Source organism: Nisaea sp., from assembly GCF_965216895.1.
Taxonomy (GTDB): Bacteria; Pseudomonadota; Alphaproteobacteria; order Thalassobaculales; family Thalassobaculaceae; genus Nisaea.
Window position 1 is genome coordinate 2,644,544 of record NZ_OZ244205.1, and the last position, 23,560, is coordinate 2,668,103.

General features: G+C 65.0%; 24 protein-coding genes. 12 read left to right on the plus strand and 12 right to left on the minus strand.

Translation table 11 applies throughout. The features are described from left to right. Position 1 precedes the first annotated feature (1 nt). Together ACOOE1_RS12685 and ACOOE1_RS12690 are read left to right on the plus strand one after the other, a co-directional pair. Positions 2–898, plus strand: coding sequence for a hypothetical protein (locus tag ACOOE1_RS12685; protein WP_420402562.1), 897 nt, complete (start codon positions 2–4; stop codon positions 896–898). A 332-nt stretch (positions 899–1,230) separates the two neighbouring features. Further along, complete coding sequence (locus ACOOE1_RS12690) at positions 1,231–1,689, plus strand: hypothetical protein (RefSeq protein ID WP_420402563.1); 459 nt, start codon at positions 1,231–1,233, stop codon at positions 1,687–1,689. 232 nt (positions 1,690–1,921) lie between these two features. Here ACOOE1_RS12690 and rlmN read toward each other — a convergent pair whose 3' ends face one another. Both rlmN and ACOOE1_RS12700 read right to left on the minus strand, forming a co-directional pair. After that, positions 1,922–3,064 carry a 23S rRNA (adenine(2503)-C(2))-methyltransferase RlmN gene (rlmN, locus tag ACOOE1_RS12695; protein WP_420402564.1) on the minus strand — a complete coding sequence of 381 codons (1,143 nt, stop codon included), beginning with the start codon at positions 3,062–3,064 and terminating at the stop codon, positions 1,922–1,924. Between the two features lie 99 nt (positions 3,065–3,163). Then, complete coding sequence (locus ACOOE1_RS12700; protein WP_420402565.1) at positions 3,164–3,676, minus strand: invasion associated locus B family protein; 513 nt, start codon at positions 3,674–3,676, stop codon at positions 3,164–3,166. A 287-nt stretch (positions 3,677–3,963) separates the two neighbouring features. Here ACOOE1_RS12700 and ACOOE1_RS12705 point away from each other — a divergent pair, with 287 nt between their 5' ends. Beyond that, a complete protein-coding gene (locus ACOOE1_RS12705; protein WP_420402566.1) occupies positions 3,964–4,503 on the plus strand; it encodes a sigma-70 family RNA polymerase sigma factor in 540 nt (179 codons plus the stop codon). A 2-nt stretch (positions 4,504–4,505) separates the two neighbouring features. Next, a complete protein-coding gene (locus tag ACOOE1_RS12710) occupies positions 4,506–5,195 on the plus strand; it encodes a ChrR family anti-sigma-E factor (RefSeq protein ID WP_420402567.1) in 690 nt (229 codons plus the stop codon). Here ACOOE1_RS12710 and ACOOE1_RS12715 read toward each other — a convergent pair. Then, positions 5,192–5,749, minus strand: a complete 558-nt coding sequence (locus ACOOE1_RS12715; RefSeq protein ID WP_420402568.1) for an RNA methyltransferase — start codon at positions 5,747–5,749, stop codon at positions 5,192–5,194. The two genes, ACOOE1_RS12710 and ACOOE1_RS12715, sit on opposite strands and share 4 nt — an antisense overlap. A 122-nt stretch (positions 5,750–5,871) precedes the next feature. Here ACOOE1_RS12715 and ACOOE1_RS12720 point away from each other — a divergent pair, with 122 nt between their 5' ends. From ACOOE1_RS12720 to ACOOE1_RS12735, 4 genes are all read left to right on the plus strand, one after another. Further along, the gene (locus ACOOE1_RS12720; RefSeq protein WP_420402569.1) at positions 5,872–6,933 is read left to right on the plus strand and encodes an asparaginase; all 1,062 of its coding nucleotides are present in this window, start codon (positions 5,872–5,874) and stop codon (positions 6,931–6,933) included. A 144-nt stretch (positions 6,934–7,077) separates the two neighbouring features. Then, positions 7,078–8,325, plus strand: coding sequence for a matrixin family metalloprotease (locus ACOOE1_RS12725; RefSeq protein WP_420402570.1), 1,248 nt, complete (start codon positions 7,078–7,080; stop codon positions 8,323–8,325). A gap of 97 nt (positions 8,326–8,422) precedes the next feature. Then, complete coding sequence (gene aspS / locus ACOOE1_RS12730; RefSeq protein ID WP_420402571.1) at positions 8,423–10,198, plus strand: aspartate--tRNA ligase; 1,776 nt, start codon at positions 8,423–8,425, stop codon at positions 10,196–10,198. A 6-nt stretch (positions 10,199–10,204) separates the two neighbouring features. Beyond that, positions 10,205–12,892 (plus strand): glycosyltransferase, encoded by a 2,688-nt coding sequence (locus ACOOE1_RS12735; protein ID WP_420402572.1) that lies wholly within the window; start codon positions 10,205–10,207, stop codon positions 12,890–12,892. On the opposite strand, the gene ACOOE1_RS12740 is transcribed toward ACOOE1_RS12735, so the two are convergent. The 5 genes from ACOOE1_RS12740 to rfbC are packed head-to-tail and all read right to left on the minus strand — an operon-like array spanning position 12,885 to position 17,443. Next, a complete protein-coding gene (locus ACOOE1_RS12740; protein ID WP_420402573.1) occupies positions 12,885–14,003 on the minus strand; it encodes a M23 family metallopeptidase in 1,119 nt (372 codons plus the stop codon). The genes ACOOE1_RS12735 and ACOOE1_RS12740 overlap by 8 nt on opposite strands. 22 nt (positions 14,004–14,025) lie before the next feature. Then, positions 14,026–14,892 carry a glucose-1-phosphate thymidylyltransferase RfbA gene (gene rfbA, locus ACOOE1_RS12745; protein WP_420402574.1) on the minus strand — a complete coding sequence of 289 codons (867 nt, stop codon included), beginning with the start codon at positions 14,890–14,892 and terminating at the stop codon, positions 14,026–14,028. A gap of 21 nt (positions 14,893–14,913) precedes the next feature. Further along, entirely contained in the window at positions 14,914–15,792 is an 879-nt protein-coding gene (gene rfbD, locus ACOOE1_RS12750; protein WP_420402575.1) for a dTDP-4-dehydrorhamnose reductase, read from the minus strand. Positions 15,793–15,796: 4 nt separating this feature from the next. Beyond that, complete coding sequence (gene rfbB, locus ACOOE1_RS12755) at positions 15,797–16,861, minus strand: dTDP-glucose 4,6-dehydratase (RefSeq protein ID WP_420406430.1); 1,065 nt, start codon at positions 16,859–16,861, stop codon at positions 15,797–15,799. 21 nt (positions 16,862–16,882) lie between these two features. Then, positions 16,883–17,443: a dTDP-4-dehydrorhamnose 3,5-epimerase gene (gene rfbC, locus ACOOE1_RS12760; protein WP_420402576.1), complete on the minus strand. Its 561-nt coding sequence runs from the start codon at positions 17,441–17,443 to the stop codon at positions 16,883–16,885. 121 nt (positions 17,444–17,564) lie between these two features. On the opposite strand from rfbC, the gene ACOOE1_RS12765 reads away from it, so the two are divergent. From ACOOE1_RS12765 to ACOOE1_RS12780, 4 genes are all read left to right on the plus strand, one after another. Further along, positions 17,565–18,434 (plus strand): glycosyltransferase family 2 protein, encoded by an 870-nt coding sequence (locus tag ACOOE1_RS12765; RefSeq protein WP_420402577.1) that lies wholly within the window; start codon positions 17,565–17,567, stop codon positions 18,432–18,434. Between the two features lie 177 nt (positions 18,435–18,611). After that, positions 18,612–19,175, plus strand: a complete 564-nt coding sequence (locus ACOOE1_RS12770) for a DUF4347 domain-containing protein (RefSeq protein WP_420402578.1) — start codon at positions 18,612–18,614, stop codon at positions 19,173–19,175. Between the two features lie 12 nt (positions 19,176–19,187). Beyond that, positions 19,188–19,364, plus strand: a complete 177-nt coding sequence (locus ACOOE1_RS12775) for a hypothetical protein (RefSeq protein WP_420402579.1) — start codon at positions 19,188–19,190, stop codon at positions 19,362–19,364. 73 nt (positions 19,365–19,437) lie between these two features. Then, on the plus strand, positions 19,438–19,872 hold the full coding sequence (locus tag ACOOE1_RS12780) for a YqaA family protein (RefSeq protein WP_420406431.1): 435 nt from the start codon (positions 19,438–19,440) through the stop codon (positions 19,870–19,872). Here the strand turns inward: ACOOE1_RS12780 and ACOOE1_RS12785 are convergent. The 4 genes from ACOOE1_RS12785 to speD form a co-directional block, all read right to left on the minus strand. Then, complete coding sequence (locus ACOOE1_RS12785; protein WP_420402580.1) at positions 19,869–20,792, minus strand: glycosyltransferase family 2 protein; 924 nt, start codon at positions 20,790–20,792, stop codon at positions 19,869–19,871. The two genes, ACOOE1_RS12780 and ACOOE1_RS12785, sit on opposite strands and share 4 nt — an antisense overlap. Further along, positions 20,779–21,828 carry a glycosyltransferase family 2 protein gene (locus ACOOE1_RS12790; RefSeq protein WP_420402581.1) on the minus strand — a complete coding sequence of 350 codons (1,050 nt, stop codon included), beginning with the start codon at positions 21,826–21,828 and terminating at the stop codon, positions 20,779–20,781. The genes ACOOE1_RS12785 and ACOOE1_RS12790 overlap by 14 nt, the downstream gene beginning before the upstream one ends. A 262-nt stretch (positions 21,829–22,090) precedes the next feature. Beyond that, positions 22,091–22,942 carry a polyamine aminopropyltransferase gene (gene speE / locus ACOOE1_RS12795; protein WP_420402582.1) on the minus strand — a complete coding sequence of 284 codons (852 nt, stop codon included), beginning with the start codon at positions 22,940–22,942 and terminating at the stop codon, positions 22,091–22,093. Further along, the gene (gene speD / locus ACOOE1_RS12800; protein ID WP_420402583.1) at positions 22,939–23,451 is read right to left on the minus strand and encodes an adenosylmethionine decarboxylase; all 513 of its coding nucleotides are present in this window, start codon (positions 23,449–23,451) and stop codon (positions 22,939–22,941) included. The genes speE and speD overlap by 4 nt, the downstream gene beginning before the upstream one ends. Positions 23,452–23,560 lie beyond the last annotated feature (109 nt).

Below are 23,560 nucleotides of genomic sequence, written 5' to 3' on the forward strand. Positions count from 1 at the left end.
CATGAGGCGAAATGCAGCACGGATGTCATGGTCCCGCCTGTTCCTCGCCATGACGATCGCGCTCTCCGCGACCGGGTGCGTGACAGTCACGGTGCAGCGCGATTTCCAGACCACGCTCTCCGAGGTCGCCGAAGAGGAGAACCGGCTGCGCTATGGGGCTCCCGAACCGTTCGGCCCGGTCGAGAAGCGGATGGTGCTGCAGAAATATCACGACCTCGTGGTCAGCATCGACGCACTGGACAGCGGGCAGATCGCCGCGCTCCGGGCCGACCGGCTCTACGCCAACACGCTCGCGCTGAAAGCCATCGCGCTCTGGCGCCTCGGCCGCCACGACGGCGCCGAGGCCGCCCGGGCGGAGGCGCTGACGGAGGCGCCGGACCCGCGCGACAGACTGTTTCTCGATACCCTGCCCGGGCTGATCGCCAACGACCAGGCCTTCGCCGAGATCGCCCTTCCGGTTCCGCAGGAACCGTCCGAACGGACAGCCCGGTATGACCGGATCGAGGAACGCCTCTGGTTCGCCTACCGGAGCTTCGAGCGGAGCCTCGCCGAAATGCGCGCGACGCAGCTCGCCGGGGAAAGTCTCGAGACCTACCTGCTGATCTCCAGTCTCGGCAGCTTCGCCAACCTGAAGAATGCCTATGGTCGCCTGATCGACCCGGAGACCTTCCCGCTTGCAGCGACCTGCATGCCGGCGCCGGTGATGGTCGATCTCGCGTCGCTGCGCTGCGACATGCATCTGAAGCTGGAGCGGCTCGAGGCGGCCGCCGGCGCCGCGGGGATCGAGGAGGCCGGAAGCTTCACCGCGAGATGGCGCAATGCCACGGGGATCACCGGTGCGCCGGCCGGATGCACGCCGGAGGTGGAGGTCGCGGAGCGCAGGGCGCGCTGTCCGTGACCTAGGACAACAGAGGCCCGCATTTTTCGGAACAACAGGTCGCCGAGACACTGGCGGATCTCGCCCGTGCCGAGGGCGAGAGCAGCGGCGCGCTGATACACGCGATTCTCCACCTGTCGCTCGGCTAGGGCACGGCACACAACCACAATCCAGATACACTGAAACGCCGGCCACTGTCGGCGAAATAGGCGCGGGATTGCCCGCCGGCGACGGTATCGTCACGCGACAACACATTTCCTTGAAGACCGGGTACGGCGCCTTGCGCCGTCACTTGGTGCCCCCCTATCTGGTCCGCGACACAAAGAACCGCCGATCCGACAGGACCCCGCCAGATGCAAACCGTCTCCGTACCGGGCACCCGCCTCGCCCTCTGCCTTCTGCTGCTCCGCCTTGCTGTCGCCCTCGTGCTCGGGATGTGGGTGCTGAACAAGTTCCTGAACCCCGGCGGCACATCGGCCGTGCTGCAAATCTATTACGGCCTGCCCGGGATCGCTGAAGCGCTCTCCTACCTCCTCGGCGCCCTGCAGGCGATCGTCGTGCTCGCGTTCCTCACCGGTTTCCAGAAACGCTGGGCGACCGCCCTCGTCTTCCTGATGCATCTGGTCTCGAGCCTGAGCCCGATCTCGAACTATCTCGATCCCTGGACCCCGCCGAACCTGCTCTTCTTCGCCGCCTGGCCGATGCTGGCGGCGATCGCCACGATCTACCTGCTGCGCGACTTCGACACCCTGCTTTCCCTGCAGCCGCGCCGCGGCCGGCACGGACCGACCTGGCAGGAGGCCAAGAGCTGAGGGAAACCGGTCGGTCGCACGTTTCCGTCCGGGAACGGTGACAGCGCCACTGCGCGGACCGTACCGGCGGCAATCGGTGATCGTACTGTCCGGTGGAAAATGCCTCCGGTCTCTCGAGACGGCATGAAAACAAAAGCCGGGACTGGCGGGAGCGACTACACGAAATACGCCGCGACCTGTTGCGATTGCGGCGTTTTAGCAGAAACCCGATGTTTGTGAGGTCAACCCCTGGCTACCCCGCGCTCGCGGCCCCGATCGCCGCGATGCGGTCCTTCTTGCGGAGCCGCTCGCTCGCCGACTTCAGCTGGCCGCAGGCGGCCAAGATATCGCGCCCGCGCGGGGTGCGGACCGGCGAGGCGTAACCCGCCTTCAGGACCACCTGGGCGAATTTCTCGATGGTCTCGTCGTCGGAGCATTCGTACTCGACGCCGGGCCAGGGATTGAACGGGATCAGGTTGATCTTGGCCGGGATGTCCTCGATCAGCTTCACCAGCGCGCGCGCGTCGGCGAGGCTGTCGTTCACGCCCTTCAGCATCACGTATTCGAAGGTGATGCGGCGCGCGTTGTTGACGCCGGGATAGGACTTGCAGGCCGCGATCAGATCCCTGATCGGGTATTTCTTGTTGATCGGCACCAGCTTGTTGCGCAGCTCGTCGTTGACCGCGTGCAGCGAGACCGCGAGATTGACACCGATCTCCTCGCCGCAGCGCTCCATCTCGGGAACGATGCCGGAGGTCGAGAGCGTAATGCGGCGCTTGGAAAGGCCGAGTCCCTCGCCGTCCATGGCGATCATCATGGCGCGCTTCACATTGTCGAAATTGTAGAGCGGTTCGCCCATGCCCATCAGCACGATGTTGGTTAGGCGCCGGTCCTCCTGCGCCGTCGGGAAGCCCTCCAGCCGGTCGAGCGCGACCAGGATCTGCGCCACCATCTCGCCCGCGGTCAGGTTGCGCACCAGACGCTGGGTGCCGGTATGGCAGAAGGAACAGGTGAGCGTGCAGCCGACCTGGGACGAGATGCAGAGCGTGCCGCGGTCGTCATCCGGGATGAAGACCGCTTCCGCCTCGTTGCCGTCATCGAACTTCAGCAGCCACTTGGCGGTACCGTCCGTGCTCCACTGCTCGCGGGTGATCTCCGGCCGGCCGATCTTGTAATGCTCGGAAAGCTGGGCGCGCAGCGGCTTGGCCAATGTCGTCATCTCGGCGAAGTCGGTGACGCCGCGATGATAGATCCAGTGCCAGATCTGCCCGGCGCGGAATTTCGGCAGGCCGAGCGTCTTCAGCTCTTCCGCGAGCTGTTCGCGGTCGAGTCCGACGAGATCTTTGAGCGCGGGTTGAACCGGCGCGTCGGTGGTTGAAACTGCTGCTGTCGACATGCGCGGTAAAATGAGTCCAAGAGCCGCCGAAGGCAAGCCGAATCGGCAGAGAGCAGCCATGCCGCTCCCGCGTGGCTCTCCGCCGCACCGGCGGCGCGGTTATTTCTTGCAGGTCTGGTCGATCAGCTTCTTGGTCGCGGTGAAGCCGCTGAGCGAATAGGTGTCCGTGGTCTTGGTCCCGCGCGAGGACAGCCCGGTCACCACCATTCTGGCGCCCTTGATCATGGCGTTCACGACCGCGCGGTCGGTCTTGCCGTCCGGCGCCCAGGCACGGTCCTTGTCCGTGAAGAGCCGGAAGGTCTGCCTGCCGATCTTCACCTCGACCTCGCTGTCGGTCTTGTAGGTGTAGCCGGTCACGATGCTGAATTCGCCGCGGCTGCCGGCATCGGGATGATGTGTCACCAGCGCGTAGATATGCCCGCGCTTGGAATAGTTGCCCTCGGCCTTGAGCGGCGTGCTCGCCATGTAGCAGACCGTCTTGCCGCCGCTCTGATAGGTGTAGGCGATCCAGTCGTTGTTTCGGCCGATGGTTTGCGGCTCTTGGGCGTACGCGGCGCCGGCGGTGCCGAGCGCGAGTACGATCCCGAGCCAGAACGAGCGGAAGTGCGTCATGGGTCCTGAGCCAGCCATTCCGGTTTTCACGTCTGCCAATTTGGATGCCATCTGGATGCCATCTGAACGAATAATATTCAATGCAAAGAATGTGGCGGGAGTAAGAAGAATCTCGGCCGAAATCAATTTGGGCCGCGAATGATCCGCCGAATGCGCGTACCCGTATCACCATCGTCATGTTAGAGCAAATACGCACACACGGTCTGGAACGCGACCTTGAGTCGTTGACGTTGGAAACGGTAGAACCGGTCCGGAAGGCCGGAACGAAAGTCACACACAGCTTGACCATGACGCATGACGACCTGATCGAGGCGATCGCCGCGCGGCGCGACAAGGATGCGTTCCGGCACCTGTTTGAACATTTTGCGCCGCGGCTGAAATCCTATCTGATGCGGCTCGGCGCCGAGCCCACGGTGGCGGAGGATGTTGCGCAGGAGGCGATGGTGATGGTCTGGCGCAAGGCGGAGAGTTTCGACCGCCGGCAGGCCGGTGCGAGCACGTGGATCTTCACCATCGCCCGGAACAAGCGGATCGATCGCCTGCGCCGCGAGAAACGTCCGGAGCTGGATCCGCACGATCCGGCCCTGGTCCCGTCGGAGGAGCCCGCTCCCGACCGGACCTTGCAGAATGTGCAGGCGGGCAGACGGGTCGCCGCCGCCATGCGCGCCCTGCCGGAGGAGCAGGCCGAACTGGTGCGGCGGGCCTATTTCGAAGACCTGTCCCATAGCCAGATCGCCGAGGAAAGCGGTCTGCCTCTGGGAACGGTGAAGTCGCGCATCCGCCTGGCTCTCGCCCGGCTGAGGCACGAGATGAAGGATTTCGAGTGACCATGGCTAACGCAAATGCAAACCCAGTGAACAGCGAGCAGGCGGCCGAGGAGCTGCTGCTCGGCTATGCCAGCGGCGCCCTGCCCGAAGCGGTGTCAGTATTGGTGGCCACCCAGCTTGCCCTGCGTCCGGGACTGCGCCGCGCGGTGGCGGAGTTCGAGGATATCGGCGGTGCCCTGCTGGAGGAGATTGAGCCGGTCCCGCTTTCTGAAAACGCCCTGGACGCGGCGTTGGCGGACATCTCCGCGAATGACGACGCGCCGGAAAACGTCGCCGTGATGCCTGCCGGGTCCGACCCGGAGACGGAAGAGATCGTCCCGCAGCCGCTGCGCAGCTATCTCGGCGGCCCGCTTGGAACGCTGGCATGGCGCAAGCGCGGACCGGGCATCGAGGAAGTCCGCATCCCGGTCAGCGACGACCGTTTCGAGATGTCGCTGATCCGCCTGAAGCCGGGCCGCAAAGTGCCGGATCACGGCCATGAGGGCAGCGAACTCACCCTTGTGCTCGACGGTGCCTTCAGCGATGCGGGCGGGCGTTACGCGCGGGGCGATCTCGCAGTGAACGGCGAGGACGACCAGCACGCACCCATGGCGGACCCCGAACTCGGCTGCATCTGCGTCGCCATAACAGGCGGGCCCTTGAAGTTTTCCAACCCGCTGGTCCGCTTCTTCGACCGCATCACGCGCGGCTAGTCGTTCGCGGCGTCTTCCGCGGCCGCATCCCGCTTGCGCTTCTTCCTGACCCAGAGCGGCGGGCCGAAGCCCGGGACCTTGCCCGGCTGCGGCTCGGTCGGTCCGCCCGGCATCACCGGGCGGCGGGCGAAATTGCCGAGCGAGGTCTGGCGGTCATACATCACCAGCGCCGCCGCCAGACCGACATTGAGCGAGAACTTGGTCGGGATCTTCACGATATGATCGCAGCGCGCAACCATCTCATCGGTCAGCCCGCCGCGTTCCGATCCCAGCACATAGGCTGCATTCTTCGGATGCTGGAAACTCGGCAGCACCACCGCGTCGTCGGTGATCTCGACGCCGACAAGGGCGCAGCCCCGCGGCAGCAACATCTCCTCCACCGTGTCGAAATGATAGAATGGCAGGGAATCCGACGTTCCGGACGTGTCCACCTGGTTCAGCTCGCGCAGCGAGATCGCGGCCTGCACGCTGAACGCAAAGCTGGCGCCGAAGGCATGCGCCGTCCTGTAGATCGCTCCGGCGTTCCGGGACTTGCTGATCCCTTCGACGCCCACTCCGAAATATCCTCGCATGGCGACGGTGTTGCACAAACCCGTGCTCCAAGGCAAGTTGCCATGACCGCTCGGAGACCGGCGGCAGGAGCCGGATAAAACAATGTCATATCAGGAGACGCCTCATGAGCCCCGACAGCCTCGCCGCTGACGCCCGCATCGTGCGCACGCACATTTCGGAGGTGGATGCCGCGCCCCTGCTGATCGAGGTTACCCGCGGGGATATGGTCGAATCGGTGCATCGCGGCATCGTTTCCGTGGTGGATTCGAGCGGCAAGGACGTGCTGAGCCTCGGCGACGTCGAGCGCCCGACCTATCCGCGATCGGCGATCAAGCCGTTGCAGACACTGCCGGTTATCGAGAGCGGTGCGGCCGACGCCTTCAACCTCTCCGAGGCGGAAATCGCGCTCTGCTGCGCGTCCCACGCCGGCGAGCCGATCCACACCGAGAAGGTCGTGCCCTGGTTGAGCCGGCTCGGCCTCTCGGTCGAGGACCTCGAATGCGGCCCGCAATTGCCCTACAGCGAGAAAGCCGCCCATGCCCTGATCAGGGCGGGTACGGAACCGACCCGGGCGCACAACAACTGCTCCGGCAAGCATTCCGGCATGCTGACGACGGCGATGCATCTGGGCGAGTCGACGCAAGGCTATACTGCCGCGGATCACCCGGTGCAGACCCGGCTGATCGAGTTGATCGGCGAGATAGGCGAGATGGACCTCTCCCGCACGGCGCGCGGCGTCGACGGCTGCGGCATTCCGGTTTTCGGCGCACCGCTCCGCGGCATCGCCTACGCCATGGCGCGCTTCGCCGCCCCGGACGGGCTCGGCGCGGACCGCGCCTCCGCCTGCCGCCGCATCGTCAAGGCCTGCGCCGCCAATCCGCTGATGTTGTCCGGAACCGGTCAATTCAATTCCGTGGTGCTGGCGGAAACCGGCGAGAGCTGCCTGTTGAAAGGCGGGGCCGAGGGCTATTACACCGCCGCCATTCCGGACAAGGGGCTCGGCGTCGCGATCAAGATCGACGACGGCACGAGCCGCGCCTCTCATGCCGCCGTGCTTGCGGTCCTGGTCCGGCTCGGGGTGATCGACGAGGCGCAGAAGGCCCGCATCGAGGCGGCCTGTTCCCAGGAAGTCCGCAACTGGGCCGGAACCCTGGTCGGGTTCATCCGCCCGTCACCGGCCTTCTGATCGCAGGCGACCGTTGTGCGATCGGTCACAGCAAATCTTGCCGGCTGACCGCAATATGACTTTGCACCGGCGGAGCGTTAGAATCAGCGGAAGCATGGATACCGGTCTGTTTCTTTAACCTGCCATGAAGCTAGGATCTCACGCATGGCTAACGTGAACGCCGCCGGCTTGAACGGACCCTCCGAAGGTCACAGCATCGGCCTCGCCGGAGAGCACACCCACGGCCACGATCACGGCACGGACGAGATCAAGTCATCCGCACTGCAGCGCGCGCAGGAGGGTGGCCTGACCGTGCTTTCCTCGGATCTGCTCGGCGTCTCCTGGTCGACGCCGATCAATTACAGCTTCGACGCCTCGTCCTTCGGCTACAGCAGTTTCGATGCGTCCTACCAGACCCTGTTCAAATCGGCGATGGCAACCTGGTCCAACGTCGCGAACATCACCTTTACGGAGTCCAGCGCCGCCACAGCCGACTGGGTGATCGCCTGGGAGCCCAATTCCGACGGACCGGGCGGCACCCTCGGGACGGCGTATTACAGCGATGTGGGAAATGACGGAATCCTGGTCTCCGGGACGGACTCGGTCACCATCTTCATGGACCAGGCCGATACGGAACATTTCTTCACGACGGCCATCCACGAAGCGGGTCACGGGCTCGGTCTCGACCACATCAACCATACCCCCTCGATCATGTCGACCTACCTCGACACCTCGCTCTCGACCATCACGAGCTACGATATCGAGGTCATCCAGTCGCTCTACGGCGCAGCCGGGTCGGGCACGACCACAAGCGGGACCGTCGGCAGCGAAAGCGCCGACAGCCTGTTCGGCAGCGCGGCGGACGACGTGCTCAGCGGCGCGGGCGGCAGCGACACCATTTCCGGCGGCACCGGTAACGACCTGATCTACGGCAACAAGGAGACCGACCTGCTCTTCGGCGGCAGCGGCAACGACACCATCTTCGGCGGCCAGAACAACGGCCCGACGAGCGGCACCCCGCTGGCGCAGCGCGAGGGGTCGGACACAATTTCCGGCGGCGACGGTAACGACATCCTCTACGGCAACCACGGCAGCGACATCATCCACGGCGATGCCGGCGCGGACACGATCTTCGGCGGCCAGGACGCGGACACGATTTCCGGCGGGGCGGGCTACGACGATCTCTACGGCAACCTCGGCAGCGACAGGTTCAGCTATTCCGCCAGCAACGAAGGCTGGGATTACATCTACAATTACCAGGCCGAGGACGCGATCCAGTTGACCGGAGGCGTCAGCGCCACCAGCGTCACGGTCGACAGCTTCGGCGACACGGTGATCAATCTGAGCAGCGGCACCCGGATCGACCTGATCGGCTATTCCGATTCCGGCAGCGTGACTTTCGAGGTCGTCTGACCTGCGAGCGGGCGGTTTCCGTCATTTTTTCTTTGCCGGGCGCGGCGCCGCGCGTTAGGAGATGCCGCGCGCGAATTTCCAAAAAGATTGATCACCCATGCATCGCTATCGCAGCCATACCTGTAACGATCTCCGCCAAGACCATGTCGGCGAAACCGTCCGCCTCTCCGGCTGGATCCATCGCCGCCGCGATCACGGCCAGCTGGTCTTCATCGACCTGCGCGACCATTACGGCATCACCCAGTGCGTGGTCGATATCGAGGACGAGACCTTCAAGACGGTCGAGAAGCTGCGCGTCGAGAGCGTGGTGACCATCACCGGCCGCGTGGTCAAGCGCTCCGACGAGACGATCAACGAGAAACTGCCGACCGGCCATGTCGAACTGCGCATCGACGCGATCGAGGTACAGTCCACCGCCGAGGTGCTGCCGCTCCAGGTCAATGCGGACGAGGATGCCGGCGAGGAAACCCGCCTGCGCTACCGCTTCCTGGATCTGCGCCGCGAGCGCATCCACAACAACATCATGCTGCGCAGCCAGGTGATCTCCTCGATCCGCCGCCGCATGGTCGAGCAGGGATTCTTCGAGTTCCAGACGCCGATCCTGACCGCCTCCTCGCCGGAAGGCGCGCGCGACTTCCTGGTGCCGGCGCGCCAGCATCCGGGAAAATTCTATGCCCTGCCGCAGGCGCCGCAGCAGTTCAAACAGCTCATCATGGTCTCCGGCTTCGACCGCTATTTCCAGATCGCCCCCTGCTTCCGCGACGAGGATAGCCGCGCCGACCGCTCGCCGGGCGAATTCTACCAGCTCGATGTCGAGATGAGCTTCGTCGAACAGGAAGACGTCTTCCAGGCGATCGAGCCGGTGATGGCAGGCGTGTTCGAGGAATTCTCCGACTGGAAGGTGCCGGGGCCGTTCCCCCGCATTCCCTACAAGGAGTCGATGCTCAAATACGGCAACGACAAGCCGGACCTCCGTATTCCCTTCGAGATCTCCGACGTCACCGAGATCTTCCGGGACAGCGATTTCGCGGTCTTCGCCAAGGTGATCGCCGGCGGCGGCGTGGTCCGCGCCGTGCCGGGTCCGAAATGCGGCAGCCGGGCGATCTGCGACCGGATGAATTCCTGGGCCCAGGGCGAAGGCGCGCCGGGCATGGGCTACATCATCTTCGGCGACGGCGAGGCCCGCGGCCCGATCGCGAACCGGCTTCCGCCGGAGAAGATCGCCGCCCTCAAGGAACAGACCGGCATGGGAGACGGCGACGCCATCTTCTTCTCCGCCGGCAAGGAAGGCGATGCGGCCAAGCTCGCCGGCGCCGCCCGGGTGAAGCTCGGCGAGGATCTCGACCTGATCGAGAAGGACACGTTCCGCTTCTGCTGGATCGTCGACTACCCGATGTTCGAGCTGGACGAGGCGACCGGCAAGATCGACTTCTCGCACAACCCGTTCTCCATGCCGCAAGGCGGCCTGGAAGCGCTGGAGAACGAGAACCCGCTGGACATCCTCGCCTACCAGTACGACATCGTCTGCAACGGCGTGGAACTCAGCTCGGGCGCCATCCGGAACCATCTGCCGGAGGTGATGTACAAGGCCTTCGGAATCGCCGGCTACGATGCCGAGGTTCTGGAGGACAAGTTCCGTGGCATGCTGAACGCCTTCAAGTACGGCGCCCCGCCGCACGGCGGCATCGCGCCGGGCATCGACCGGATCGTCATGATGATCGCGGACGAGCCGAACATCCGCGAGGTCATCCTGTTCCCGATGAACCAGCGGGCCGAGGACCTGATGATGGGCGCGCCGGGCGAGGCGACGCCGGACCATCTGAAGGAGCTCAATATCCGCCTCGCGTTGCCGCCGAAACCGGCCGCCGGATAATTTCCGATGCTGGGTGCCGCCGAAGCCTTCCGACAGGCGCAGGCGGCGCTCGCCGACGGGCGCGCCGAAGAGGCGGCCGAGCTTTTCCGCCATGTCGCGCGCGCCGCCAGGGACGATGCGGCGGCCCTGATCCATCTGGGGCAAATCGAGGCCCGCAGCGGCCGCCCGGACGCGGCCAGGGCGTCCTGGCGACGGGCTCTGCTGCGCCAGCCCGCCAATCCGACCGCACTCGCCCTCCATGCCGACCTCGAAGGTGCGGCCGGTCCGTCTCTGGAGGCGGCACGGCATTACGAGCGCCTGCGCACCGTCCTGCCCTATCACCCCGGAACCGCCGAGCTGCTCGGCTGGATCTATGCCGAGACGAAACAGCCGGGCCGGAGCCTCCGGCGCTATGGCGAGGCGGCCCGTCTCGACGGCCTGAACCCGGCGGCCCATGCCCGCCATGCTGCGGCCCTGCATGGCGCCGGCCGGCTCACGGAGGCGGTCCGCGCCTTCCGCCGGGAAGCGGTCTTGCGGCCCGAGGCGGCGGATGCATGGTTCAATCTCTCCGTGGTCGAACCCGCGCTCGGCGCACGCGAGGAAGGCCTCGCCCATCTCGCCCGCAGCCTCTGCATCCGCCCGCTGAACGGACCGGCCCTGGCCCGCCAGGCGCAGCTCCGGAGACGCCTCGGCAAGAGGGGCGCGGAGGCCTGCACGCGGAAATCACAAATCGTGGATCCGCAGGCCGCGCGCGCCCTCGTCGGGTCGGCACGTACCGGCAACGGGGCGGCGGCTGCCCGCTGGTGGTGCGTCAGCCGCCGGGAGCTCGAACCTGCGATGCTCTACATGCGGGCCCTGCTTGCCGACGGACGCCCCGAACGCGCGCTGGCGGTACTCGGCGAGATCGACACCAAGGCGACACCGCCCGACGAGCTGCTACTGCTTGCGGCCGAAGCCCACCGTCGTACCGGCAGCAGTGCCGCCACTCTGCCGAAAACCCAGTATCAGGAATGGCTGGATAAGAGCGCCGCCCATAGCGAAGAACGCCCGCCGGTCGTAGCGTCCCCTGGCGACACTCCGCTCTTTTCCGTGCTTCTGCCGGTTTACAATCCGGAGCCGGCCCACCTCCTGGAAGCGATCGCCTCCGTTCGGCAGCAAGGCTTCGAGGACTGGGAACTCTGCATCGCCGACGACGCCTCGACCGACCCGGAAGTCACCCGACTCCTGAAACAGGCGGGTGCGGAAGATCCCCGTATCAAACTGATTCTGCGCCCGGAGAACGGACATATTTCCGCGGCGTCGAACTCGGCGCTCGGGATCGCCCGCGGAACCTTCATCGGATTGCTCGATCACGACGACCGGCTGGCGCCCGACGCCCTGGCGGAAATGGCGCGCGCGCTGGCCGCGCATCCCGGGCTCGACCTGGTTTATTCCGACGAGGACAAGATCGACGACGGGGGCATCCGTTTCTCACCCCATTTCAAACCGGCCTGGGATCCCGAGCTTTCGCTGATTTCCAATTATATCTGCCATTTCAGCGTGATCCGCCGGTCGCTGGTGGAGGAGGTCGGCGGCTTCCGGCTCGGCTTCGAAGGCAGCCAGGACCATGACCTCGTGCAGCGGGTGGCGGAACGGACGGCGCCGGAGCGGATCGGCCACGTCCCGCGCATCCTCTATCACTGGCGGGCGACAACGAACTCCACCGCCGCCTCTGTCGAAACCAAACCCTACGCGCAGGAAGCCACGGGCCGCGTGATCCGGGACGCGCTGGAACGGCGGGGATCCGACGCGCGTGCCGAGCTGCGAGGCGCCCGCTGGCGTCTCGTGCGGCCTCTGCCGGCCAAGGCGCCCGTGTCCGTCGTCATCCCGACAAGAAACCGGCTCGGCCTGCTCCGCACCTGCCTCGACGGGCTGCTCGATCAGACCGATTACCCGGATCTCGAGATCCGCATCGTCGACAACGGCAGCGACGACGACGCCACGCTACGCTATCTCGACGCGCAGGCACGCCGGGCAAACGTCACCGTGCTGACAGATGCGGGACCGTTCAATTTCTCCCGGCTCTGCAACCTCGGCGCCCGGGATGCCTCGGGCGCCTTCCTCTGCTTCCTCAACAACGACATCGAACCGGCCAGCCCGGACTGGCTGGCGGAGATGGTCGCGGAAGCGGCACGCCCGGAAATCGGGCTCGTCGGGGCCAAATTGCTCTATCCGGACCGGACCGTGCAGCATGCCGGGATCGCCCTCGCGGGCGCCCATGTCGCGCGGCACACCAACCTGAAAATTGCGGAGCATGACGGCGGTTACTGGGGGCGCGCCATGCAGGCGCAGTCTCTCTCCGCCGTTACGGGCGCCTGCATGGTCATGCGCCGCAACGTCTTCAAGGAGGCCGGCAGGTTCGACGAGGCGCTGGCCGTCGATTTCGGTGATATCGACCTCTGCCTGCGCGTCCGCAGGGCAGGCTACCGGGTGATCTGGACCCCGCACGCGGTGCTGGTGCATCACGAGTCGGCCTCGCGGGGAACCGTGATCACCCCGGAGAAGGCGGCGCTCTACGACCAGGAACGCGCCTTCATGGTAGAGCGCTGGGGTGCCTTGCTCGAAGACGATCCGGCCTACAATCCCAATCTCTCAATCACGCCGGAACGGCCGGCCTTCGCGCTCCCGGAAGAGCCGCGTCAGATCGGGGCCGCAGTCCGCCTTGGAGCTATCTGAGGGTGGTTGTGAAGCTCTGCTCGAACTGTCGCTGGCCGGGGCCGTCCGGTCGCGTGACCTTCACCGTCCCGACATAGGTTCCCGGCGCCCAACTGCCACGACTCTTGCGGCCTATCGCCCGATAGACCCAGTTGCGGTTCCGGTCGAGGGTCTCGACCTTGTCCGCGATCGTTTCACCGTCCGGGCCGACCAGGTTCAGTTCCAACCGGTCGCCCGCACGCGTTCCGTAGAGTTCCGTCCAAAAGACCAGTGCCGGGCTGTCGGCCGCGGGCGCCCAGCCGCCAAGCTTTCCGGATTTGGCCTCTGCGGCGTCCGGCACGTGATCGGCGAAACCGGCATTCGGCGCGAACGGCGAATAATAGGCAAGCTGCCGCAGGACCGGCTTCTCCCAGAGCGGCGCCTTGCCGAGACCGCAGCTTTCCCCTGCTCCGTCGACCCCGGCGAAGGGATCGACCACCGCGTTGCCCTTGTTCACCGTGATATGGATATGCGGAAATTGCGTCGCTCCGGAAAGGCCGACGCTGCCGAGCCGGTCACCGGCGACGACGGTGTCGCCCGCCTTGACGGCGACGCTGCCTTTCTTCAGGTGGCAATACTGGGTCGCCCAGCCGCCGCCATGATCGATCCGGACGCCGTTGCCGCAATCCTTGCCGTCTAGGTCATCCCGGCTGGCACCGCGATTGAACACATCCGCCATACCGTCGCGCACCCCGACCACGCTGCCGGATGCGGCGGCGAGAACCGCTACGTCGTCCTCGAGCCGGCCGGCATGGGCGATGGCGAAATCGGTTCCCTTGTGGCCGTCATACCCCATGTCGCCGCAGGCATAATCGCGGAAATCCTCGCCGGGATCCCGGTCGACATAATTCACGACCCAGCAGTCTTTCCCGGGATCACAGGCAATCGGAAGCGAAAGCGGCAACGGTGACGGGGCGAGGCCATCGAGATCGGGAGGCTCCGGCGCCGTGGCCTGAGCGACGGTGACCGCCTCGGCGCGGGCCTCTGTCGGCGCGGGGCCCTCATGCGGCCCGAGCAGCTCTACGATCAGCCAGGCAAAAGCCCCGCCGACGACAAAGACGAATGCGACATAGAGTGCGATCAGGCGGCCCACGGCAGGCTCCGTTCCGGTGGCGTTATCCCTTCAGCAACGAGCGCAGATAGAGACCGTAGCCGCTCTTCGCCAGCGGATCGGCCAGCTTCAGTAGCTGCTCGTCGTCGATATAGCCCATATGGTGGGCGATTTCCTCGACGCACGCAATTTTCAGGCCCTGCCGTTCCTCGACCGTGCGCACGAATTCCGAAGCCTGCAGCAGAGAATCATGTGTGCCGGTGTCGAGCCAGGCATAGCCGCGGCCCATGCGCTCAACATGCAGGTCGCCGCGCTCGAGATAGACCTTGTTGACGTCGGTGATCTCGAGCTCGCCGCGCGGCGACGGCTTGATCGACTTGGCGATCTCAACCACGTCGCGGTCGTAGAAATAGAGTCCGGTGACCGCCCAGTTGGATTTCGGATTGTCCGGCTTCTCGACGATCTCGTTCGCCCGTCCGGCCTCGTCGAAGGACACCACGCCGTAGCGCTCGGGATCGCTCACGTAATAGCCGTAGACCGAGGCGCCGCTCTCGCGGTCGGCCGAGCGCTGCAGCATCTCGGTCAGGCCGTGGCCATAGAAGATGTTGTCGCCGAGGATCAGCGCCGACGGCTCGTCGCCGATGAAGCTCTCGCCGATGATGAAGGCCTGTGCCAGCCCGTCTGGCGAGGGCTGCACGCGATATTCCAGCGAGATGCCCCACTGGCTGCCGTCGCCGAGCAAGCGCTTGAAGCCCTCCTGGTCCGCCGGGGTGGTGATGATCAGGATGTCCTTGATCCCCGCCAGCATCAGGGTGCTCAGCGGATAGTAGATCATCGGCTTGTCATAGACCGGCAGGATCTGCTTGCTGACGCTGACGGTCAGCGGATAAAGCCGTGTGCCGGACCCGCCGGCGAGGATGATCCCTTTCATCCCTCTCCCTTTCCTAGTCGCTCATTCTTCGGCCAGCAGGACCTCGAGCACCTCGTCCAGACCGTCCTGCCAGTTCCGCCGCGGCACGTCGAAGGCCGCGATGATCTTCGCGCAATCAAGAACCGAGTTCCCCGGCCGTTTCGCCGGCGTCGGATACTCGCTCGACGGGATCGGCGCGACCGACGGCCGCCGGCCCCAGACCTTCTCCGCGCGGGCGAAGATCGCCTCGGCGAAACCGTGCCAGCTGGTCCGGCCTTCCGCGGTGAAATGATAGGTGCCCCATCCGTCTGTCTCGCCGTCCCGGATGCGGGTGGCGATGGTGAGGATCGCATCCGCGATGTCGCCGGCCGAGGTCGGAGCACCGAACTGGTCGGCGACCACGCGCAGCTCGTCGCGTTCCTTGCCGACGCGCAGCATGGTCTTCACGAAATTGCCGCCATGCGCTGCGTAGACCCAGGAAGTCCGCATGATTACATGCTCGTTCAAGGCCGCCCGCACCGCCTGCTCGCCCGCTTCCTTCGAGGCGCCGTAGACGCCAAGCGGCGCCACCGGATCGCGCTCGAGCCACGCCCCGTCCTTGCTCCCGTCGAACACGTAGTCGGTCGAGATATGGATCAGCGGGATGCCTGCGTCCTTCGCCGCCGCAGCAAGATTGGCCGGCCCGTCGCGATTGATCGCATAGGCGGCGTCCCGGTCCTCCTCCGCCTTGTCGACCGCCGTATAGGCCGCGGCGTTGACGATCAGCGACGGCTGCGCCGCCTTAACCGCCGCATGCACCGCCTGCGCGTCGGAGATATCGAGATCGGCGCGGAGCAGGCCCGTCGCCTCTTGGCCGTGCTTCCCGGCCCGGGCCAGAAGTTCGGTTCCGACCTGTCCGCCGGCGCCGGTGACAAGAATCATGGCGCTATCCCTTGGAGCCGGTGCCGAGGCGCTCGCCGGTGTAAGTCCGGTCGAGGATCGGCTGCCACCAGTCCTTGCGGTCGAGGTACCACTGGACGGTCTTCCTGAGACCGCTCTCGAAGCTCTCGGACGGCTCCCAGCCAAGCTCGGCCTTGATCTTGGAGGCGTCGATCGCGTAGCGGAAATCGTGCCCCGGGCGATCGGTCACGTAGGTGATCTGTTCGGCGTATTTCTTGCCGCCCTGCTGCGGCACCAGTTCGTCGAGCAGCGAGCAGATGCCGGTCACGACATCGATGTTCTTCCGCTCCTCGTTGCCGCCGATATTGTAGCTCTCGCCCGGCACGCCCTTCGAGCAGACGGTCCAGAGCGCACGCGCGTGGTCGTCGACATAGAGCCAGTCGCGCACGTTCTCGCCCTTGCCGTAGACCGGCAGCGGCTCGCCCGCGAGGCCCTTGATGATCATCAGCGGGATCAGCTTTTCGGGGAAATGGTAGGGCCCGTAATTGTTCGAGCAGTTGGAGAGCACGGTCGGCAGACCATAGGTCTCCATCCAGGCGCGCACCAGATGGTCCGAGGAGGCCTTGCTCGCGGAATAGGGCGAGCGCGGGTCGTAGGCGGTCTCCTCGGTGAAAAGACCGTCGTCGCCGAGCGAGCCGAACACCTCGTCGGTGGAGATGTGATGGAAGCGGAACTTCGCCTTCACGACGTCGGGCGCGGCCGTCCAGTATTTCCGCGCGGCTTCCAGCATCGTGTAGGTGCCGACGATATTGGTCTGGATGAAGTCGGCCGGGCCGTCGATAGAGCGATCGACATGGCTCTCGGCAGCGAGATGCATGACCGCGTCCGGCCGATGCTTCGCGAAGATCTGTTCCAGAGCCGCTGCGTCGCAGATGTCAGCCTGCTCGAAGACGTAGCGATCGGAGCGATCGACCTCTTTCAGCGAGGCGAGGTTCGCCGCGTAGGTCAGCTTGTCGAGATTGACGACCTTCGCGTCCGTATCGGAGATAAGGTGACGGATGACCGCGGAGCCGATAAAGCCGGCGCCCCCGGTGACGATGACTGTCTTGATGTCGCTCACGTTCGGGAGTCCTCAGGCTTCGTAAGTGAAAGGGCTGTCGAATTCTGCGAAGAGCTGATAGGCCTCGTCCTTGGCCGACAGGATCGGATCGCCATCCAGCGGCCAGTCGATGCCAAGCGCCGGGTCGTTCCAGGTCAGGCCGCCCTCGCAGTCCGGCGCGTACTTGCCGGTCACCTTGTAGAGCACTTCGGTATTTTCCTCGATCGTGCAGAAACCGTGCGCGAAGCCGACCGGAACCAGGATCTGATTCCATTTCTCTGCGCTGATCACCCGACCGACCCAGTGGCTGTAGCTCGGCGAACCCTTGCGGATATCGACCGCGACATCAAAGATCGCACCGCGGATCACCCGTACCAGCTTGTCCTGACCGTGCGGAGGGGTCTGGAAATGCAGCCCGCGCAGCGTGCCTTTCGGCGCCGAGAAGGAGTGGTTGTCCTGGATGAAGGTATAGTCGAGACCGGCGGCTTCGAAAGCGCCCTGGTTATAGGTCTCGGAGAAAAACCCACGATGGTCGCCGAACTTTTTCGGCGTGATGATCTTGACGTCCGAAATCTCTAGTGGCTCGACCTGCAAGGCCCTGTCTCCCCTTGGATTTACGCGGCCTTCAGGGCCTGCGGGGCTATAGCATGGGGCCTGCGACGGCGGCAAGCGGCGAGCCCTTGGCTGACCCGGCGAATCGTGGCACATCAGAGCCATGAGCGAGCATACGCCCCCGACGGACCGCCCCGCCTGCGCCGTCGTCATCGTCAGCTACCACACAGGTCCCTGCCTGACGGACTGTATCCGGTCCGTGCTCGGCGAGACGTCGGCGCGCGAGGTCGTGGTCGTCGATAACGGCAACCCGGAAGAGGTCGTGTCCGCCCTCCGGTCTCTTGCCGAGCGGGAAGAGCGCGTCAGGTTGCTCACCGGGCACGGCAATGTCGGCTTCGGGCGCGCCTGCAACATGGGAGCGCGCGCGACGACGAGCCCCTACCTGCTGCTGCTCAACCCCGACTCGGTCCTGAAACCGGGCACGCTCGACGGTGCGATGATCCGGCTCGCGGAACGGCCCGGCATCTCGCTCTACACGGTCAGGATCGAGAACCCCGACGGCAGCGAGCAACGCGGCTGCCGCCGCAACCTGATGACACCCTGGACCTGTCTCGTCGAGGTCTCCGGCCTCTACCGTCTCGGCTTCAAGCGGATCAACCTGCACGGCACGGCGGCGCCGGACGAGCTGACGGAGGTCGAGTGCATCTCCGGCTCTTTCCTTCTCTTTCCGCGGAACGTCTTTGAAAAGATCGGCGGGATGGACGAGGACTATTTCCTGCATATGGAAGATGTCGACGTCTGCTACCGGGTCCGCAAGGCGGGCGGACAGATCTGGTTCGACCCCATGCTTTCCGCCACCCATGTCCAGGGCACCAGCGATGCCCGCGGAATTTTTATCGAAAAACAGAAAACGCGAGGCGGGACGCTCTACTTTTCCAAGCATTTCGGCGGCTGGAAAAACCCTCTGGTCGCCTTGGTGAATCTTGCGCTCTGGGCTCGCTTTCTGCTGATTTCGATCCGCAGAAAGCGCTGAGATTCTCGTGACCGGCACCCCCAGCCCCAGTCATGAAGCGTATACACCCATAGGCAGAATGATAGAAAATCACGCTTGATTTAGATTTAATTTTATGTATTTTTGTGAACATTGCCACAATGGCAACTCCACTTGGTTCTGCCAAGGTTTGTACCCCAGAAAGGAACGGTCCAGACCATGCTCGATTCTCAGCTCGTCTCGCCGAACGTCTGTCCGAAAACCACCGCCCTGCAGACCCTTCTCTTCGTAGATCATGAGGTGCTGGATCCGGAGATCCTGCTTGCGGGGCTCGCTTCCGGGACGACCGTTCACTACCTGCCGCGCGTCGGCAACGCGCTGGACGCGATGGCGGCCGGCCTGGAAGCGCACGAAGAAAACGTCAAACACCTCGTCATCCTCGCACACGGCTCGGCCGGCGCGCTGAGGCTTTCCGGCCGCAAAATCGATATTCGCGCCCTCAGGCGCGACGTCCGTAGGCTCGCGCGGATCCGCGAGGCGCTGGCGAAGGACGCGGAGGTCACCCTGATCGCCTGCGCAACCGGCGCCGGCGCGACCGGCCGCGCCTTTCTGCGAACCCTCGAAGATGCGCTCGACGCGAGCGTACACGGCGCGCAGGACGAGGTCGGCGGAGCCGCCGGCTGGGCGGCGCTGCCCGCAGCGCGCAACCACATCAGTGCGGCCGCCCTCGTGCTCTATCCGCACCGGCTACCGCGCCCGGCAAGCAACCGAGCTGGCTCTTGAGGAGTCCTTCGGATGTCTTTTCAGTACAAACCGAACAACGACCCGACGGCCGATCTGCATTGCGGCGGCAATACCCTTTCCGACGGTGGCTTGGTGACGCTCGTCGGCGTCCCCAAGTCCGAGCCCGGCCTCGTCGCCGCCGGGTGTGATCTTGCCTGGGGCGGGACAACCGGTCCCTCAAGCCGGTAGAGTGCCGCCCTGAGCAACCGGAGCCCGGCACCCCCCGTGCCGGGCTCCTCCTTCGCCGGGGGCCGCGAGCGTGATTTCCGAACTTGGCGTCTATGGCGGACTGTTCCTGCTCAGCTTCGCCGCCGCCACCTTCTTTCCGGCGCAATCGGAGATCGGCCTCGTCGGCCTGATCCTGACTGGCGACTATTCGCTCCCGCTCCTGCTCGCGGCCGCCTCCGCCGGAAACACCCTCGGCGCGGTGGTAAACTGGATCCTCGGCCGTTTCGTCGACCGCTTCAGCGACCGCAAATGGTTTCCGGTCTCGCAGAAACAGATGGACCGTGCCTGCGGCTGGTACCGGAAATACGGACAATGGAGCCTGCTCTTGAGTTGGGCGCCCTTCATCGGCGACCCGCTCACCTTCGCGGCGGGCATCCTGCGCGAGCCGTTCTGGATGTTTCTCTTACTGGTCTCAGTGGCCAAGACCGGGCGCTATCTTGTCGTCGCTTGGGCGGCGGGCGCGTTCTAGCCCGCCCTTGCCCCGCCGCGCCCGATCAGCGCATGCGCCACCCCGCGGCCGATCGCGCCGAGCTTCTCCAGCTTGTCGTCCTCCAGCAGGATCAGCTTCGCGAGGTCGATGCCGATGGAGGCGAATTCGAAGGCGAAGAAGGCCGGCAGGTAAACGCCGTGCGCCCGCCAGACGCGCAGGCGGTTGCGATAGATGTGATAGCGCCGGAAGCTCGAATGGCTGTTGAAGCAGAACTTCCGGCCGAGCAGCGTCTTCTGCTCGAACTCGCCGAGCCGGTGCTGCAGCTTCGCATCGCCGACCGCGATCAGCTTCCAGCCGCCGCGACGCATGCGGAACGCGAATTCGAAATCGATGTAGTCGACGAAGAAATCCTCGCGCATCAGGCCAACGTCGCGGAACACCTCGGCCTTGACCAGACTGCCCGAGGCCATGGCGAAAGCGACATCATCCAGCACGTCGCCCGGCCCGAAGCGTACCGGGCGAAAATCGAAGGCGTGACGGGAGATATAGGCCCGGGCCTTCAGCGTACCCTCCTCGTCGCCGAGGAGCGGCGCGACCAGACCTATTTGCTCGGCCGCGGAGTGGGCGGAATATGCCGACAGCATGGAGGCGACCATGTTCGCATCCGGAATGCTGTCGTGATCCATCAGCAGCACCCAATCCGCGCCGTCCTCCAGCGCGAAGCGGATGCCCTGGTTCTGCGCGGCCGCGAGCCCCGCATTCTCGCCGTTCCGGATCAGCGTTGTCCTGCCACCGGACGCTTCGGCAATCGATTCCAGCCGGCCGACCGCGTCTGGGTCCGACCCGTTATCGACGACGACGGTCCGCCCGACCTGCGGCGCCAGCGCGTCCAGCGCGCGATAGAGGCGCTCGTCGGGCCGGTAGGAAACGACGACCGCGACGACGCTAGTCTGCTGCATGCTCCACTCCGGATGACGGTCGCTCTTCCGCCCAGTTTTCCGACCGGATGTCCCTCCGATCCCCTTTTGCCCCACGCAGCTTCGCGGGATTCCAGCTAAGCGCACCGAGGAAATCGGTAAGGTCGGCCTTTCGCTTATCTTGTATCTCCGAGCGCTCTTTCATGACAGTGCGGAAATTCAGGAAGGCATCCAGGATCGCCCGCCGCCGGACCGGACCGTCGCCTCGTACTGGGCCGAGCAGGACGATGAGCGCCAGCTGCGCGAGCAGCAGCGGAAACGCCACATGAAAGACCGGCGCCGGCATGCAGCGCAGGAAGGTCCAGATCCGGTTGCGGGTAATGTGATAGCGCGAGAAATCCGAGTTCTGCCCGGTGATCGCGGAGGCCACATGCCGCACCCGGGCACCCGCGAGCTGGATACAGCGCTCGCCGTTCAGCCGGAGGCGGAGACCGAGGTCGACATCCTCGTAGTAGCAGAAGAACCGCTCTGCGAAGCCGCCGACGGCAAGAAAGGCGTCGCGATGATAGATCCCGGCGGCCGCGCAGGGACCCATCACCTCACCGTCTCCGGTCATCGCGGCGGCCGGCCGCATCCGGTCGCCACGCCAGGCCAGGCCGAGGGGACTGTAATGGTCTCCGGCGCCGTCCAGCAGGTCAGGTCGTTCGTCGAGAAGCTGGGTCGAGCCGAAGACGCGAACACCGCGATACCGCCGGATAGCCGCGAGAATTTCCGCGAGCCAGTCCGGTTCGGGAAAGGCATCCGGATTGAGCAATGCGAGCCAGGTACCGCCTGCCTTGCGGGCCAGGAGGTTGTTTCCGGCGGCGAAACCGATATTGTCCCGGCTGTGTTCCAGGCGCGCGGGCACTGTCACGCCGGAAAGATCGAGGGCGATGCCGTCCGTCGAACCGTTGTCCAGCACGATCACTTCGAAATCACGGCAGGTTTGCGCCTCCAGCGCCGCGAGGCATCGTGGCAGGTGCGCGCCGGAATTGTAGGCGACGACGAGGACCGAGAATGTGGTTGTGCTGGCGGCCATGCGTGCCTGCAAGTGTCTGATTCAGCACGACCATAGCATGGTCACTGCCGGGCTTTCGAGACCGGAGAAAGCACCGCAAACAAAAGGGGCTCGCCGGTGACGAGCCCCAAGGGGGAGTCCAGGAAGGATCACGTGCCAGGTTAGGGGGAATCGCATCTGGCTGTGACCGAATGCCGTGGGGGAAAACGGCTCTTCCCTGAACATCAATCTAGCGGACGGGCGTAAAAGAAAGCTTAAGCCGGAGACAAAATTCTTGCGGAAACTACGACCGCATCAGCTTGCGGATGAAGGCCGGCAGACCGAATGCACCAACATGGGCTTCCGGCGTGTAATACCGGCAATCTAGGCCGGCATTTTCGAACCGGACCGCGATATCGGCGACAGGCGCCCGGCGCAGCCCGCCATCATCCGTCGCCCAGCCGAATGCCATGAGGCCGCCCTGGTAGGTCGGGACCGCCGCCGTGTAGAACCAGACATCGGCAAAGTGCGGGCCGAGCCGGTCGAAGGAATTGGTGACCTCGCTGCCCTGGACGAAGGGCACCCCGTTCTGCGTGACGAGTATGCCGCCGTCGGTCAGACAGCGCTTGCAGGCCTTGTAGAAGCTCTCGCGGAACAGCACTTCGCCGGGACCGATCGGGTCGGTCGAATCGACGATGATCACGTCCCACTTGCCGTCGGTTTCCTCGACGAACTTCGCGCCGTCGGCGATCCGAAGGTCGAGCCGGGGATTGTCGAACGCCCCGGCGCTGATCGAAGGCAGGTGTTTCATGCACATGTCGACGACGCTGCGGTCGATCTCGACCATCGTCACCTGCTCGACGGACGTGTGGCGCAGCGCTTCCCGCGCCATGCCGCCGTCGCCGCCGCCGATGATGAGCACGCGCTTCGCCCGCCCGTGGGCCAGGATCGGCACATGCGTCAGCATCTCGTGATAGACGAACTCGTCACCCTCGGTGGTCTGCACGATGCCGTCGAGCGCCATGACGCGCCCGAAGACCGCATTCTCGAAGATGACGAGATCCTGGTGCTCCGTCCGCTCCCGGAAGAGCACCTTGTCCATTGTCAGCCGCTGGCCGTATCCGTCGTGAAGGGTTTCATTGAACCACTCACTCATACAGTCAGGCCCCGCTTCAGGTCGTTGAGCTGGATCGAGTCCGGACGGAACGCGCGCCGCAGGACCGCAATGGCCTTGTGCGGCTCGGCATCGCCGCACATGAACACGTCGAGCGCGGCATAGCCCCGCTCCGGCCATGTGTGGATGCTGATATGCGATTCCGCGAGCACCGCAACACCGGACACACCGCCATTTGGCGTGAAATGATGCAGGTGTATATGCAGCAGGGTGGCGCCGGAAACCTCGACGGCCTCCTTCAGCGTCTCCTCGACATGCTCGAGTTCGTCCAGCCGCGAGGCGCCTACCAGATCGATGATCAGGTGCGTGCCGGCAAAAACCAGCCCGTCCTTCTTCACGAAATGATCAAGCGATGCGTCCGAGTAGCTCGGCGAAAGTGGAACGACCGTGCCATCATGATGCGTGGCCGTGTCGGTGAAGTCGGAATTGGTTCTGCTCGGCTGAGTATCCGAGTCCATCCCCAAATCAGCGAAGGCGATGTTTCGATCCATCAACCCCTCCTATCCAGTAGATGTCCCAGTTACCCCGTCGCATCCCGCTTGCCGCAACACCGTTGGGCGGAATGGTCTGGCGTTCCTTTCGTTTCCGCACGATTGCGGA

Coding starts and splice junctions, on each gene's coding strand:
- ACOOE1_RS12765 (WP_420402577.1), top strand. CDS start 17,565: ATGAGCGAGCATACGCCCCCGACGGACCGCCCCGCCTGCGCCGTCGTC.
- aspS (WP_420402571.1), top strand. CDS start 8,423: ATGCATCGCTATCGCAGCCATACCTGTAACGATCTCCGCCAAGACCAT.
- speD (WP_420402583.1), bottom strand. CDS start 23,451: ATGGATCGAAACATCGCCTTCGCTGATTTGGGGATGGACTCGGATACT.
- ACOOE1_RS12700 (WP_420402565.1), bottom strand. CDS start 3,676: ATGACGCACTTCCGCTCGTTCTGGCTCGGGATCGTACTCGCGCTCGGC.
- ACOOE1_RS12720 (WP_420402569.1), top strand. CDS start 5,872: ATGAGCCCCGACAGCCTCGCCGCTGACGCCCGCATCGTGCGCACGCAC.
- ACOOE1_RS12685 (WP_420402562.1), top strand. CDS start 2: ATGAGGCGAAATGCAGCACGGATGTCATGGTCCCGCCTGTTCCTCGCC.
- ACOOE1_RS12725 (WP_420402570.1), top strand. CDS start 7,078: ATGGCTAACGTGAACGCCGCCGGCTTGAACGGACCCTCCGAAGGTCAC.
- ACOOE1_RS12690 (WP_420402563.1), top strand. CDS start 1,231: ATGCAAACCGTCTCCGTACCGGGCACCCGCCTCGCCCTCTGCCTTCTG.
- ACOOE1_RS12790 (WP_420402581.1), bottom strand. CDS start 21,828: ATGGCCGCCAGCACAACCACATTCTCGGTCCTCGTCGTCGCCTACAAT.
- rfbA (WP_420402574.1), bottom strand. CDS start 14,892: ATGAAAGGGATCATCCTCGCCGGCGGGTCCGGCACACGGCTTTATCCG.
- ACOOE1_RS12710 (WP_420402567.1), top strand. CDS start 4,506: ATGGCTAACGCAAATGCAAACCCAGTGAACAGCGAGCAGGCGGCCGAG.
- speE (WP_420402582.1), bottom strand. CDS start 22,942: ATGAGTGAGTGGTTCAATGAAACCCTTCACGACGGATACGGCCAGCGG.
- ACOOE1_RS12705 (WP_420402566.1), top strand. CDS start 3,964: ATGACGCATGACGACCTGATCGAGGCGATCGCCGCGCGGCGCGACAAG.
- rlmN (WP_420402564.1), bottom strand. CDS start 3,064: ATGTCGACAGCAGCAGTTTCAACCACCGACGCGCCGGTTCAACCCGCG.
- ACOOE1_RS12775 (WP_420402579.1), top strand. CDS start 19,188: ATGTCTTTTCAGTACAAACCGAACAACGACCCGACGGCCGATCTGCAT.
- ACOOE1_RS12770 (WP_420402578.1), top strand. CDS start 18,612: ATGCTCGATTCTCAGCTCGTCTCGCCGAACGTCTGTCCGAAAACCACC.
- ACOOE1_RS12785 (WP_420402580.1), bottom strand. CDS start 20,792: ATGCAGCAGACTAGCGTCGTCGCGGTCGTCGTTTCCTACCGGCCCGAC.
- rfbD (WP_420402575.1), bottom strand. CDS start 15,792: ATGATTCTTGTCACCGGCGCCGGCGGACAGGTCGGAACCGAACTTCTG.
- ACOOE1_RS12735 (WP_420402572.1), top strand. CDS start 10,205: ATGCTGGGTGCCGCCGAAGCCTTCCGACAGGCGCAGGCGGCGCTCGCC.